We start from the raw sequence: 14,969 nt of genomic DNA, 5'->3' as shown, positions 1-14,969 counted from the left end.
GAGCTAATCAGCTCGCTTTTTTGTTCAATATCACCTGACAACTTACGGGCGATAAACCTTAATATTCTCAAAGCCTTGCTCTTTCAAGTACAACGCTTGCAGACGGCTCATCACGCCACGGTCGCAATACAGCAGGTACGTTTTCTCTTTAGGTAAATCACCGAACTGCGTACCAAGCTTATAGAATGGAATATGTTTAATTTCAATTCCTTCGACCTTCAATGGTTTATCTTCAAACTCATCGATTGAGCGAATATCTAAGATAACTTCATTATCTGCCGAAAGTTGGCTAACCATCTCAACTTCAGGTACTTTCTCAAGACTTTCTTGCGCAATCTCGCGAATATCAATGTTTTGTGCCTGCTCAACGACAGACTCTAAGATACCAAAATCAAAGTTCTCTTCTTCCGCTTCAATACGTGCTTTCACCGCTTTCACGGTTGGGCTTTTCGAAATCACACCGCAATATTCCGGCATGGTTTTCGCGAAATCTTCCGTACCAATTTGACGAGCTAACTTGATAATGTGTTCTTTATCGTGAGAGATCAGCGGACGTAACACTAAGGTATCTGACGCATTATCAATTAAACGTAAGTTAGTTAGCGTTTGGCTAGAAACCTGTCCCAGTGCTTCACCCGTTACGATAGCTTGAACGCCATAGCGCTCAGCCACTTTAGAAGCCGCACGTACCATCATACGTTTTAATACGACACCCATTTGACCGTCATCGACTTTCTCTAAAATCTCAGCCACAACAGGTTCAAAGTTAACGGCAATAAAACGCACTTTATGGGAGCTGCCAAAGCGGTTCCATAAATAGTGAGCAATTTGCTTTACGCCAATTTCATGGGCAGCACCGCCGAGATTAAAGAAGCAGTAATGCACTCGGCAACCACGGCGCATTAACATATAGCTGGAAACCCCGGAGTCAAAACCACCTGAAATCAGTGACAGTACATCTTCTTGTGTACCAATTGGGAAACCGCCGATCCCTTCGATACGCGCTTTCACGAGAATCAAATTATCATCTTCAATTTCCAGATGTACGGTGGTATCAGGATCTTTCAGTTTCACTTTTGCAGAGGCAATATGCTGATTTAAGCCGCCGCCGATATAACGCTCTGCATCAATGGATGAAAATTCGTGTTTACCACGGCGCTTCACACGCACACAGAACGTTTTGTTCTCCACCGATGCCCCGTAGGCTTCCAGTGTCATTTCAAAAATATGGTGTAAACTGGTAAAAGGCTTCTCTTCAACTTCTAAGATGTGGTGGATACCAGGAATACGGCTCAGCATGTCACAAATTTCGTCGTGCTTTGATTCCCCTTTAACACGCACTTCAATGTTATCCCAATTACGGACAACCGAGATCTCTTCGCCAAGACTCTTCAATACATTGCGGATATTACTGGTTAGAATTTTAATAAAACGGAGTCTAACTGTTTGGCTTTTGATAGTGATTTCTGGGAATAACTTAATAATAAACTTCATAGTCGTGGCATGTTCTTGGTTAGTGGGGCAAACGGACGTTGCGAAAAAGTGACTGTCGTGCACTTTACCAGTTGTCAATAAAGAGGCGTATTATAGCACTATCTTGCGTACTGAATCTAAAAACACCAATAATAAATTGTAACCATTGCGAGACTAAGTTAGTCTGCACAATAATTAAAGTTCCCCCCACTTTTAAGTGATTTAACATTAGTGATTAACGATTATGGCTAAAGAAAAATCTCAGCAAGTTCCCACTGTTAGTTTTGAAAACTCCCTTCAAGAGCTTGAGCAAATTGTCGCTCGCCTAGAATCAGGAGAGCTGCCTTTGGAAGATGCCTTAAACGAATTTGAGCGAGGCGTCCAAATTGCTAAGCAAGGTCAAAAAGTCCTCCAGCAAGCAGAACAACGTGTACAAATTTTGCTGAGCGATGACGAAAATAAAGCCCTCGACGATTTCTCACCTGATACAGAATAAATTATGTCCGAACAACACCCAGACACCTTTGTGCGCCAGCAACGCCAAGCTCATGACAGAGTTAATCAATACTTATTAACCTCATTAGATGCGCTCCCTTTTGCTGATTTGCCATTAGCGCAAGCCATGAAATATGGCACTTTACTTGGTGGTAAACGCTTACGCCCTTTCTTAACGTATGCCGTCGGTGAAATGCTGGGCGTTAGCCTTGATAACTTAGATGCGCCCGCTGCCGCTGTAGAATGCATTCATGCTTATTCGCTGATCCATGATGATTTACCTGCCATGGATGACGACGACCTGCGCCGCGGGCAACCAACTTGTCACATAAAGTTTGGTGAAGGTAATGCCGTACTCGCCGGAGATGCCTTACAAACATTCGCATTCCAATTACTCTCCAGCGCCCCTATGCCTGATGTGTCCGATAAAGACCGTATTGCGATGATTGCAGAACTGGCTTATGCCAGCGGTTTAGCGGGGATGTGCGGTGGACAAGCATTGGATCTTGATGCTGAAGGCAAGCGCGTTGATCTAATTTCGCTCGAGCGTATCCACCAGCATAAAACTGGAGCGTTAATTCGAGCCGCTATTCGTCTCGGCGCCTATGCCGCAGGTCATAAAGGTCATCAAGCATTAGCTAGTTTAGATAAATACGCCGAATCTATTGGGCTTGCCTTTCAAGTTCAAGACGATATTCTAGATGTTATCGGAGACAGCGCAGTGACAGGCAAACGCCAAGGTGCTGATGAACAACATGAAAAAAGCACTTATCCATCACTGTTAGGTCTTGAAGCTGCCCAACAAAAAGCCAAAGAGCTCTATCAAGATGCGATCGCGGCTTTAGAATCATTGCAATCTCAAGGTTACAATACAGAGTTATTGAGAGCTTTAGCCAATTTTGTCATTGAGCGCAAAAGCTAACAATATGCTTTGCCTTTTGGTATAGATAAGACTGATAATTATAACATTGATTACCTGAGTAACTTAGAGCCGTTGTGACGACTTATAAAATACGTTCAACACAAAAAAAGCACGGTCAGCAACCGCTCGACGTTAACAGGCATCGCCCTAATTAATTTAAGTAGTGAGCACCTAATGAGTATAGATACCGCGAAATATCCAACGCTGGCACTGGCAGAGACGCCTGATGAACTGCGCCTTCTGCCAAAAGAAAGCTTGCCAAAGCTTTGTGATGAACTGAGACAATTTCTATTAAATAGCGTCAGTCGCTCGAGCGGTCACTTTGCCTCTGGATTGGGCGCCATTGAATTAACTGTTGCTCTACATTATGTCTATAAAACCCCGTTTGATAATCTTGTTTGGGACGTCGGTCATCAAGCGTACCCGCACAAAATTTTAACTGGGCGCCGTGACAGAATCGACACCATTCGTCAAAAAAATGGGTTACATCCATTCCCATGGCGTGCTGAAAGCGAGTACGACATTCTTAGTGTTGGTCATTCCTCAACCTCCATTAGTGCCGGTTTAGGTATGGCTATCGCCGCGGAAAAAGAAGATAAAAACCGCAAAACAGTTTGTGTTATCGGTGATGGCGCCATTACTGCGGGTATGGCTTTCGAAGCAATGAACCATGCTGGGGATGCTGCGCCCGATATGCTGGTGATCCTCAACGACAATGAAATGTCGATTTCAGAAAACGTTGGCGCGCTGAATAACCATTTAGCCCATTTACTTTCCGGCAAGCTATATACCACGCTGCGTGAAGGTGGAAAGAAAGTTTTCTCGAATATTCCGCCAATCAAAGAGTTACTCAAGAAAACGGAAGAACATATCAAAGGCATGGTTGTGCCTGGCACCATGTTTGAAGAATTAGGCTTTAACTACATTGGTCCTGTTGACGGACACGATGTGATTGCGCTGATCCAAACGTTAAAAAATATGCGCGAGTTAAAAGGACCTCAATTCCTGCACATTATGACCAAAAAAGGTCGTGGCTATGAGCCGGCAGAGAAAGACCCAATTAGCTGGCACGCCGTACCTAAGTTTGACCCTGCCACTTTTACGTTACCAAAAAGCAAAGATACCAGACCGACATTCTCCAAAATTTTTGGGGATTGGTTATGTGAAGAAGCTAAAGACGACGATAAACTTATGGCCGTCACCCCAGCGATGCGTGAAGGTTCTGGTATGGTGCGTTTCTCGAAAGAGTACCCAGACCAATATTTTGATGTCGCGATTGCCGAGCAGCATGCTGTCACCTTCGCCGCAGGTCTTGCCATTGGGGGTTATAACCCGATCGTAGCAATTTACTCGACGTTCTTACAACGTGGTTACGACCAAGTGATCCACGATGTGGCCATCCAGAAACTCCCAGTGATGTTTGCCATTGACCGTGCCGGTATCGTCGGTGCTGATGGTCAAACTCACCAAGGATCATTCGATATTTCATTCTTACGTTGCATCCCAACAATGGTGATCATGACGCCAAGTGATGAAAATGAATGCCGTCAAATGCTGCACACTGGCTACCATTATCAAGAAGGTCCTACCGCGGTTCGCTACCCTCGTGGCGCAGGTACAGGGGCTGAGCTAATGCCATTAGCACCGCTTGAAATTGGTAAAGGGATTGTCCGCCGCCAAGGCGAAAAAGTGGCGATCCTCAGCTTTGGGACATTACTGAGTAACGCCTTAGAAGCCGCAGAACAAATCAATGCCACCGTCGTGGATATGCGTTTTGTGAAACCATTAGATGAAGCGCTGATCTTAGAAATGGCCAATACCCATGACCTAATCGTAACGCTGGAAGAAAATGCGATTATGGGCGGTGCAGGCAGCGGTGTGAATGAATTCCTGATGAGCGAGAAGAAAATTCTACCAGTTCTGAACTTGGGCCTACCGGATTTCTTTATCCCCCAAGGTACCCAAGATGAGTTACTAGCAGATCTCGGTTTAGATGCTGCAGGGATCGTGAGTTCCATCAATACTTACCAAAATAAGTAACTTATAAAAAATTAAGGCGTTACCACAAAAGTAACGCCTTAAATCACGGACTAATTCATCTTACTTTTAGCGCATAATTATTGATAATTCTGCACTGCCACTCACCTTACCCGCCACATTATTACCACGAGAATAAAGCTCATACACTAGCTCATTATTAAAGCTAACATTGGTTTGTAGTGCGGTAATTTTAGCTAAATCAATCGGCTTCTGATCTAAGGTAATCGGTGTTTTATTACCATTAACCATGACGTACATTTTGACATACGCACCGGCTTGCTGTTGAGCATTCAATAAGTTCACTTCCAGATTATTGCCTGCGTAGTACTGCGGCTTCACATTGCCTGATAACGAAATCGTCGCGGCGATCTTATTCGCAATTTGATCGCACTGCACCGACATGTTATTTCGCATAGTAGAAAGCAACTCATTACTTTTGCTACTTGCACTATGAGAACCAAAATTAACATAAGATGGTGTATTTAATGTGCAAGTTAGCCCTGATACCGTCACGATAATATTTTCTGTTTTGGGAACAATTTGCCTGGCAGTCGTTCTATTTTGAGGATTTTGAATAACAATGCCAATATCATCATCTAATCGGTAGGTGCCACTACGTTGGTTACCCGTTCCATAAATCAACATACGCCCTGTTGCGGTAACGGTATGGCGTATTGCCGGTGTTGGCGTACTTTGATTGGGGGACCAGAGGCAGTCTCCTATACCTAACTGCTCATTGGTACCAGATCCCCATCCATTAAAATGCCCAGTGATGGTATCGAGGTAGCTATTGTTTGAGTAGTTTCTTCTTTCATCAACAAACACAAATTCAGGTACCATGATCATCTCACCGCCAGCAATAGGCATCCCTCTGACACCATCAATATTGATGACTAACCCCCCACGATCAACACAGTAGTTTATGATTCCATTAAAATTATTATAAAACTGTACATAGTAAAAATTAGCCTTTTCATTCCAAGCGGGTGGGTTCGTCATCCCCGTTAGCGAAGTATTATATTCACCATAAACACCAATCAATCCACGTCCATTCATAACCGTCACTGTTTTGGCAAAACTGGGTATACTCGCCATAAAAGTTAACACACAGCTCAGTAGTAAGCTTTTCCATCCCACTAATATCTTGTTCTTTATTACATTGATTTTCATAAAATATTCATCCAATTAGTGGCATGACAGGGTTAAATTGCGTAATGATGAATAGGCATTTTCTGTGGATTTATCCATATTAAAAGGCGCTTCGCAGCGCTCGGAACCACTTTTACCCCATTTGATAACTATCTGCCCTGACTCTGGCAATCCACTTAAATAAACGCGTCCGTTATCACTTACAATGCCTGAAATGATGGCATCATCTGTATTATCATCTTGGTGCAACGAGGCGATTGCGCCCATTGGAACGTTGTTTGGTTGCTGCAAAGTGATCATCGCTTGATACCCTTTTAAGGTTTTAAAGTTCGCTCTCACAATTGCCCCTTTAGTTGGGTAAAGGTTCAGCGCATTCTCTTTGCTTTCAACGTTCTCAGGTAATGTATTCACATCCAAATTTGCAATATTTTGCGTATAGTCTGATAAATGCGGAATAATACCGTAGCCATTGGCATCGATAACCGTTGAGCCATTATTCACCTTAGTTCCCGCTGCATCTGGGGCATAAACTATGGCTGCCGAATTACCTAAATACTGACTTAGCAAAACACCACCTGAATGGATAACTATTCCACCTGATGCATTGGCATACATCATTTGGCTATCACGACCATAGCTATATCCGCCACCGTAATACCCTTTACTGCCTTGATAGCCCACATTCACCGAGCTTGTCATTTTTTGATCGCGATTATCGCCACTTTCAGTCAGCTGATAACTCAGCTTGTTATCTAATAACTGGCCATTAATACCAACCTGCTGGTAAGTGCGCCCTGAATTATCATGGCTCACTTGGAACGTACTATTAATGTTCTCAATATTCTTGTGTTCACTGAAAATGCTGAATGGAATACTCATATTCACACTAACTTGCTTATTTTCAGGCCAATTTCCATTACCTTCGGTACGGCTAATGCTGTAATCAATGCCATAGTTGATACCACGATAAAAACCGTTATAACCAATACCTAGCGTCGTTACTGTGTCAGATTTACCCCAATAATCACTGCGCATTCCGCGTAAATAGATAGAACCCCATTTACCCAGAGATTGGTTAATATAGGTTTGGAAACTGCTACGCTGGCGACCATTAAGCCACGGTGCAACGTTCTCTTTTAACTGATAACCCACTTGGTTGAAATCCGCAAAACTGTAGTATTCTTTCGTTGAGTAGCGCAGTGCGGTTAAATCAACGGATGTGCCACTTTCTGATAAGTTTTTAGAATAGCGAACACGAAGAGATTGCCCTTGCTTACTTTCATGATTAATTGAGGCTTGTGCGTGGGTAATATCCATGGAAAGCGCACCAAAACTACCGAGTGAAATCCCAGTTCCAACCATTCCGCTCCAATAATGATTTGCCCCGAGTAAACCTGTATACAGAGTGATTGACTTCGGTAAACCATAGATCAGCGTTCCCATAATAAACTGCTGCTCTTTGGAACCGTCCGTGATCCCTCCATCATATTTACCCGTAGCAACTTCATATTTAACTCCGCCAGCACGTTGCATGACGGGCAATGAAGAGAATGCTTGAGTGAATACTCGCGTTGTTCCATCTTCCTCTTGAACAGAAACCTCTAAGTCCCCTGCCGTTCCCGTTGGATAAATATCATTGATGACAAAAGGTCCTGGTGCCACATAGGTTTGATAAATAATATTGCCATTTTGTCTGATGATGATCCGCGAGTTAGACATTGCAACACCACGAATTTCCGGAGCAAATCCACGATCTCCTTTGGACAGCATGAGTTCATTCGATAACAAGCGAACACCTTTAAATGGAACGCTATCAAAGACATCGCTGAGTGTACTGGTTTCCCCAATCACTAACTCAGAATCTAAACGCTGAATGTCCCGTGAAACCGTTATGCGCGAAAACTCGCTTTCCCGATGACTGGTGCTGTAGCCATTGCTCTTGGATTTGTTTTCCATATACTGAAAGTTTGAACGCAAGCGCCACGCCGCCAAGTTAAAACCACCGCTAATATTGGCATACAACGAATCATTGGTATTTTTACCACTTGCACTGGAGCCACTGTGCTTTTGTTTACTTCCATTGACTTGATAATTAAACAAAAACGCAGTGACCCCTTGGTCCAATAAACTCGGGTCTATCGCACCACGCGATTTATGACGCATGGCAACTTGAGGAATATTGATATTGAGATCCAACTTAGATATATCAAACTGAACTTGAGAATCTGGTAGAGCAGCCTCTAAAGACGCAATCGGTTCATCTTTTGGTAAGGATCTTAATGTTGAAATACTCTCAACATTAACGCCATATTCATCTAATAACGCAGGTGTAATTTCCGGCACAATATTTCCCGCCGTATCTGCGGAAAAATAGATCTCTTTTTGCCCTTGATCTTCTTTGTTGATCCTCAGTGTAACCATATAACGCCCCGCCGTTACCGATTCAGAGCGCGTAAATGCAGATAAATCAATGCTATCTACGCTAGTTCCTTCAGGTAGATTTAATAGTGTCGGATCAAAATAAGGTTCTGCCACCGCATTCCCCATGGATAAACAACATGCCAGAGCCAAAGCAATTGGAGAGACGGTAAAAGCGCCATCACGCATTTTAGCTTTCATTCTCGCCTCTCACTTCAACCTTTGTAGGTATGCTGTATTCATTCAACACACGCCATGTAATCGTACCTGATACATTTTTTTCGAGAAAAATAACCTGTTGCCCAAAAGGGGCAATTCCATGGGTGAACTTTTCTACTGGCACCTCATAATCCCCCACTGACAGGCTGGCTAATGTCATAGAGAGTGGCGTTGGATTAGTAATCGTGATTTTGCTGCCTTGCACAGTGACGTCTAACTTTGCGGTTTGAGCATCTAAACGCAATTCTTCAATTTGTTTCGGGCGATACAACATTTTTAAATAAATAGTTGGCGCCAAAATAAATTGTGATGAGGCCTTATCATTCGCGCTAGATTCTGGGATCACTTTCAGTGCAACGTAGAAAACAGTTTCTCTATCGGTAGCGAGCTTTCCATCATTAACACGCTGAATACGCCAGTTAAAACGCTCATTGATATCTAATTTATGTAATGGCGGCGTAATCAAAAAAGCCTCATGACTTTCCCCTTGATGTTCAGTCAAAGGTAAACCGGTTTGAAGATCTGTCGGTACAACCTGCGCCTGGATCAATGCCGCTTTTGAGGTACCATTTTGTAGACCCGCAGAGATCCCTTTGGTATTACTTTCCAAATAGACCAAACGTTCAGGTGAAAAATGAAAACCTTCATTTGTCTCTGAGGCAAATGCATGGCTTAGCGTCATCATTAAAATCCACCCACACAGCGATTTCATTACTGACATAACAGCCCCTTATTCTCCTTCACAGAACCGGAGTAAGGCGCAGTGTCACCACCGTAATCATTGATGGCTTGCCAACGCATCGGAGTTTGTACGGAAATGGATTCTGAAATCGCCAATGTCTGCTGACTAAAAGGTGCCACCATCGTGCCAGCGAATTGAGCAAACACTTGATTACCCACTTTGACTTCGCTGAGCGTAATAAAATAAGGGGAGTGATTCGCTACACATAAACCTTTCGGCGATGTATGAAATTGCAAATTAGCAACGGCAGCATCTGGCGACTGAGTAAATTTAACGGGACGATAAAATAGCTTAATGACTAAGCGAGTACCGATAGATAATTGCGCCGCTGCATTTTCTGTTAATTCAGGAGAAACACCAGGAATAGCAATCGCGCTAAAATAGAAAACTGACTCTCTATCTTGAGGCAATGATTCTGGAGAGCTTTGTAATAAGACTTTCATCGTTTGCTGTTTATTCGCATCTAAACGATATAAAGGTGGAATAACAGAAAACAGTGGCGATTCTTGAGTGCCCGTTGGTGTATTAAATACACCGGACTGAATTAAATAAATGTCATCACTGTCATTGGTTAATGCCACTGATTGCTGAGTGTCGGAATCACTCCAAATAATACGACTTTTTTCTAGACGTAATCCCGCTTGTGCTGAATTAACGTTAATGCTAATTAACAGCACCAATAAATGAGAAATGAAAAATAATGCACCTGTTTTCTTAAACATTTTTGAAAGTATTCCGTTATTTTTATTATTAATAGATTTATCACTCAATAAACGGCTCAATAAGCTAAAACGGTAAACATCATGGTGGCTTTAAATGTGCCTAATTGAATTTTCTGAATGTTTTGACAATTTCCACATGAAAGTGCCGTGACCACTGTAATTTGACTTCCTTGATTGCTGGTCGTAGACAAATCCCAAACTGAATCTCCACTGACCTTATTTTTTCCATCTGCTTTTAATCGAATCCCCACACCGCCTGAAGAGCCACTTTCCTTAAACAGGGCTTCCCCGTTCATGACTTGACTAGGACCAGTCACAATGACTTTGCTACCATTTAATGTTCCCAGTCCTGAGCAGTTAGCTAAGGTTAAAATAACATTACGATTCAGAGCGGTACTGGTACCTAAGTCATTATCAACAATGGTTTGAGGTTTCACTTTTCCATAAGCCACCACACTTTCGGAGAGGTTTACATCGCACGTTCTGCGATATAAATGCGCATCAAAGTTAATACTCACCGAATTTGAGGCAGCAAACATTTCCCCTGTAAAAACGAATAATGAAGCCATAAGAAAATATGAATACTTGTTCATATCACCTCCATTTATGGCATCACAACAGTGAATAAAATGGCCGCTTTCACAGCACCTGCAGTGACGGTGTTATTACCGACTTGGCGAATAAACCCTACCGTAAAAGGTTTTTCTCCATCATTATCCCCTACGGGTAGAAGCACAGAATCACCATTAACGACTGTTTTTCCTGCATTGTAATAACCAGAAAGCTCCTTCACCGCGCCATCTTTCAGCATAAAACCAACGCCTTTGGCGCCTTTTGGATCAGCTGTTAAAAACAAATTGGTATCGGCAGCTGTATTCCCTGTCACTTTTATTTCAGGGCGAGCATTGGTTTCATAGCCCGTACATTTATACGACAAGCTTAATAGCTGGATATCTACCGCATCATTCGCCGCAAATTCGCCCACAGAAGGACGTCGTTTGAATTCAATCAATGAAGGGCTAACCGCAATATCGCACTCTCCTGCATTGTCAATTTCTGCGGTCAACTCTAGGGTATTCGCTGCATTCACTTCAGGTATCGCCACAATGGAAAATATCCCAGCGAAAAGCGCCCATCGATACTGTCCCAGTTTAAGGTTGTGAATACTCACTTCGTCCCCCAAGATCATTGATGACAGCCCAGACTTTTTTGCCTTTTTTCACCGGGGTTGGGTAATCCATACTGCTAAAAGGCGCTATCATGGTGTTATTCATTTCAGGGTTTAACGTCACCGCTTTTTCCCCCACACTCAATGATGACAATGTGATGTAATACGGCGATGGATTAATCACTTTGATTCCGCTCGCTGTCTCTTCAAATGTCAGGCTACCTTGAGCTTGCTCTACCGTTAACGTTAGGTTTTTAGGGCGATAAAAAACTTTAATCACACTCTCTAATGCAATTTTCACTTCACCTTTCATTGCTGCATTCTGCTGCCCAGCATTCTTTTCACTTGCCGCAATGGCTCTAGCATGAAAATAAAAAACTGATTCCCTATCTTTCGGTAATACAGATGCTCCTGCGCCTTCCACTAAACGAACATCGCGCTGCTGGCTTGATGCCAGATAGAACATAGGAGGAAGCACATCTAAAGTTTGGTCTTGCGCCGCACCTTTGGCGGTTTTTGTCAGATAAACCTGAACCAAATATTCTTCCTTCTCTGTACTATTGCGCAGAGTGACAGGGACTGACTGATTTCCTTGGTTGAAAATAACTCGAGTGGCATTGATACCGACTCCAGCCGCAGATGTCGTTCCTATTTGAATAAAAAACAGAGTTGCAAAAATAGGGAGCGTACGGAGTAAAGTGAATAATTTCATGTTTTACCTTCTCGTGATGCGTTACAAAGTGAAATGGCAGAAACCTGCCATTTCACAACAAACTTACTCGTAGCTTACAGAGAAAGTAATCGGCGCTTCGATACGTTGTGAAGCGGGTTTGCTCACAGTTGAGTTCAATGCCACATTCATTGGGATCACAGCAGAACCGCCTTCAGCCAGAGACTTAATGCTGCTTAATTGAACGTTTGTATTTGGCTTTACTTCTTTACCGTCAGCAGTCACTGCCACACCAACAGTTCCTTTTTCAACATTGTTAAATAAAGAAGTATTCGCTGCTAAAGCAGTACCTTTCGCGTACATTTGTACGAACTTACCACTTTCACCATCAAACTCTTGGCTGCAGTTGGATAAGCTCATATCAAAATTATGAGTACTACCAGCTATAGTTCCAACCGTTTGAATATCTGAAGAGATAAACGTTCCTAAATCGATATTGGTATTTGTGACGCTTAAATCACATGTCGCAGCAGCAATATTTCCAGTTACTGTCACTTGTGCGTTCGTTGCTGACATTGCTGCACCTGAAAAGCCTAAGCCAGCAGCGATAGATAATACGATCAGATTTTTTTTATTAATTAACATAGTAAACCCTTATTAATAGGCAATATAAAATTGAAATAAATATATTTTTATCAAAACAAAACCGATATGACTTTATTAAAAAATAACAAGCCAAATAAAAATTTAATTTTTCTAAAAAATAAATTAAGGCGTGTTTTATAAAAACTAATTCATGCTTGTTATTTCCCAAGCATACTACTTGAATATTCTTACTCGGTATACGCACCTCAAGAGTCATATCAGTAACAATCTGTAAATTGCCATTTCATAATAAAACCCCAAAGTACACCCATGATTAGTAAATTCAATTAAAAACCTTAACTTTAATCAACTTTTGATTACATTAAATTAACAAAAACAACCTAAATAAATCATACTTGTGATTTTCGAATTTAAATAAATGAAAATCATTCTCACTTAAATAATAAAATAAATATACCAAACATCACGTATACGTTAATTTGACTAAGTTATTTTTTTCTCATAACAGAAAAATAAAAAATAAAATAACCACCCATATTTCGAGTTAATATTGATTCTTTGTTTTTTACATTTTTTAATAAATAGGAAACTATGATGAAAGCATAATTATAGTGAAATTAATTTTTACAAATAACGAATTTTTTATTTTTCATAATAAAAATAAATTTAACTTTATTCATAAAAAATAGAAGTAAAAATAAAAAGTAATTTAGGATAAGAACAAAGCCCTAGTATTTAACTAGGACTTTATTTATCTAAAAAAGATATTTTATCTTTGAAGGAGGGAATTAACTCAAATCAAAAAGGCATCACCTGATAATGCACTAATAGCCAAATTGTCACATAGGCAAATATGGCAGCAATAATGTCATCAATCATAATGCCAAACCCGCCACTGACTCGGCGGTCAAAGATACGGATAGGCCAAGGTTTCCACATGTCGTAAACACGGAAAATCAAAAAGCCGGTGAGAACCCACTGGATACTCACCACAGGGATGGCCATTAACGTGATCCACATTCCAATAAACTCATCCCAAACAATACTGCCATGGTCATGGATCCTCATATCATCGGAAGTGCGTTGGCATATCCAACACCCAAACCAGAATCCAACGACGATAATAACCCAGAGGCTCCATACAGGGAGTTTGTCCATTAGCAACCAAAATGGAATGGCGGCTAATGAGCCCATTGTACCGGGAACAATTGGCGATAAACCACTTCCGAACCCCGTCGCTAGCAGGTGCCACGGATTACGCATATTCAATCGTTTTTTTGCTGCTGCTTTTTCTTGAGCGGTTGCCATGGACATTTTCCTAAACAAAATGATCGAAGCCCTTGAGGTCAACCTCAACAGCTTGGTTATCACAAAAATAACTGATCCCTTCAGATTGAGGCTTGATTTGGCCAATACAGGTAAAACCTGACCCCGTATGAGCAAGCGCTACTTCTAAGGCTCCCCGATTCATTTCAGGTACTGTAAAGCATAGCTCATAGTCTTCACCACCACTTAACGACCAAACTCTTGCTTGCTCCACAGAACAGTTCTGCTTCAACGCATCGGACTGTGGTAGCGCATCGAGATTGATCCTCGCCCCACAACCGCTCGCTTTTAATATATGGTTGAGATCAGAAACTAACCCATCTGAAATATCTATCGCAGATGAAGCCAAATTGCGTAAAGCCTGCCCCTGCAAAATACGCGGTTGTGGGCGTAAATGACGCTCAATCAACCACTCCTTATGCTCAGGGCTTTCAGGCTGTAACCTGTTTTGCAGTATCGCAAGTCCCGCAGCACTATCTCCCAAAGTACCCGTCACATAAATCCAATCACCATTACGTGCACCAGAGCGAGATAACGCTTTGCCAATTGGCACAAGACCATGAACGGTATAGGTTAAACTCATTGGTCCACGGGTCGTATCTCCCCCAATCAGCTGCATTCCATAGTAATTCAGTTGTTCAAACAACATATCGCTAAAAGATTGCAACCATTCATGGTTTACGCTCGGTAGGGTAATAGCTAAAGAGACCCAAGCTGGATCCGCTCCCATCGCAGCAAGATCACTTAAATTTGAAGCTAGGGATTTATAGGCAAGGTCAGCGGGAGAGATATCGGGTAGAAAATGAATACCGGAAACTAGGGTGTCCGTACTCACAGCAAGTTGCTGTTTCTCAGGGATAGTCATTAGCGCACAATCATCGCCAATACCGATGTTAACATCACGTCGGTTTACAGGTTGGCGATTAAAAAAACGTGCGATGAGGTCAAATTCGCCATATGACATGGTAGATTTTCCATTTTCGCTATGCCTAGCTCGTCAATAAACTGAAAAGCCAGAC

General features: G+C 42.1%; 14 protein-coding genes. 3 read left to right on the top strand and 11 right to left on the bottom strand.

Annotated elements, in window-relative coordinates; genetic code table 11:
• Positions 1 to 42 precede the first annotated feature (42 nt).
• On the bottom strand, positions 43 to 1,494 hold the full coding sequence (gene thiI, locus M5X66_RS03400; RefSeq protein ID WP_154600158.1) for a tRNA uracil 4-sulfurtransferase ThiI: 1,452 nt from the start codon (positions 1,492 to 1,494) through the stop codon (positions 43 to 45).
• A 223-nt stretch (positions 1,495 to 1,717) separates the two neighbouring features.
• Here thiI and xseB point away from each other — a divergent pair, with 223 nt between their 5' ends.
• The 3 genes from xseB (at position 1,718) to dxs (ending at position 4,930) form a co-directional block, all read left to right on the top strand.
• A complete protein-coding gene (gene xseB / locus M5X66_RS03395) occupies positions 1,718 to 1,969 on the top strand; it encodes an exodeoxyribonuclease VII small subunit (protein ID WP_036953869.1) in 252 nt (83 codons plus the stop codon).
• A gap of 3 nt (positions 1,970 to 1,972) precedes the next feature.
• Complete coding sequence (gene ispA, locus M5X66_RS03390; RefSeq protein WP_036953867.1) at positions 1,973 to 2,890, top strand: (2E,6E)-farnesyl diphosphate synthase; 918 nt, start codon at positions 1,973 to 1,975, stop codon at positions 2,888 to 2,890.
• A 174-nt stretch (positions 2,891 to 3,064) separates the two neighbouring features.
• Positions 3,065 to 4,930: a 1-deoxy-D-xylulose-5-phosphate synthase gene (gene dxs, locus M5X66_RS03385; RefSeq protein ID WP_036953864.1), complete on the top strand. Its 1,866-nt coding sequence runs from the start codon at positions 3,065 to 3,067 to the stop codon at positions 4,928 to 4,930.
• Positions 4,931 to 4,996: 66 nt separating this feature from the next.
• On the opposite strand, the gene M5X66_RS03380 is transcribed toward dxs, so the two are convergent.
• The 10 genes from M5X66_RS03380 to thiL all read right to left on the bottom strand — a co-directional run bounded on the left by M5X66_RS03380 (position 4,997) and on the right by thiL (position 14,914).
• Positions 4,997 to 6,100: a hypothetical protein gene (locus tag M5X66_RS03380; RefSeq protein ID WP_036953860.1), complete on the bottom strand. Its 1,104-nt coding sequence runs from the start codon at positions 6,098 to 6,100 to the stop codon at positions 4,997 to 4,999.
• 15 nt (positions 6,101 to 6,115) lie between these two features.
• Positions 6,116 to 8,698 (bottom strand): fimbria/pilus outer membrane usher protein, encoded by a 2,583-nt coding sequence (locus M5X66_RS03375; protein WP_230085007.1) that lies wholly within the window; start codon positions 8,696 to 8,698, stop codon positions 6,116 to 6,118.
• Entirely contained in the window at positions 8,688 to 9,437 is a 750-nt protein-coding gene (locus tag M5X66_RS03370) for a fimbrial biogenesis chaperone (protein ID WP_036953857.1), read from the bottom strand. The genes M5X66_RS03375 and M5X66_RS03370 overlap by 11 nt, the downstream gene beginning before the upstream one ends.
• Positions 9,428 to 10,180, bottom strand: coding sequence for a fimbrial biogenesis chaperone (locus M5X66_RS03365; RefSeq protein ID WP_108479251.1), 753 nt, complete (start codon positions 10,178 to 10,180; stop codon positions 9,428 to 9,430). The genes M5X66_RS03370 and M5X66_RS03365 overlap by 10 nt, the downstream gene beginning before the upstream one ends.
• Positions 10,181 to 10,236: 56 nt before the next feature.
• The gene (locus M5X66_RS03360; RefSeq protein ID WP_230082534.1) at positions 10,237 to 10,773 is read right to left on the bottom strand and encodes a fimbrial protein; all 537 of its coding nucleotides are present in this window, start codon (positions 10,771 to 10,773) and stop codon (positions 10,237 to 10,239) included.
• Positions 10,774 to 10,784: 11 nt separating this feature from the next.
• A complete protein-coding gene (locus M5X66_RS03355; RefSeq protein ID WP_230085008.1) occupies positions 10,785 to 11,351 on the bottom strand; it encodes a fimbrial protein in 567 nt (188 codons plus the stop codon).
• The gene (locus tag M5X66_RS03350) at positions 11,332 to 12,060 is read right to left on the bottom strand and encodes a fimbrial biogenesis chaperone (protein WP_154600155.1); all 729 of its coding nucleotides are present in this window, start codon (positions 12,058 to 12,060) and stop codon (positions 11,332 to 11,334) included. Before M5X66_RS03350 ends, M5X66_RS03355 begins: the two co-directional genes overlap by 20 nt.
• 63 nt (positions 12,061 to 12,123) lie before the next feature.
• Positions 12,124 to 12,594: a fimbrial protein gene (locus M5X66_RS03345; RefSeq protein WP_230082533.1), complete on the bottom strand. Its 471-nt coding sequence runs from the start codon at positions 12,592 to 12,594 to the stop codon at positions 12,124 to 12,126.
• An 828-nt stretch (positions 12,595 to 13,422) separates the two neighbouring features.
• Complete coding sequence (gene pgpA / locus M5X66_RS03340; RefSeq protein WP_108479247.1) at positions 13,423 to 13,932, bottom strand: phosphatidylglycerophosphatase A; 510 nt, start codon at positions 13,930 to 13,932, stop codon at positions 13,423 to 13,425.
• Between the two features lie 10 nt (positions 13,933 to 13,942).
• The gene (thiL, locus tag M5X66_RS03335; RefSeq protein WP_036953844.1) at positions 13,943 to 14,914 is read right to left on the bottom strand and encodes a thiamine-phosphate kinase; all 972 of its coding nucleotides are present in this window, start codon (positions 14,912 to 14,914) and stop codon (positions 13,943 to 13,945) included.
• Positions 14,915 to 14,969: the final 55 nt, after the last annotated feature.

Source organism: Providencia sp. PROV188 (assembly GCF_027595165.1).
Lineage (GTDB): Bacteria > Pseudomonadota > Gammaproteobacteria > Enterobacterales > Enterobacteriaceae > Providencia > Providencia lanzhouensis.
This window is presented reverse-complemented; position numbering and strand designations above follow the sequence as displayed.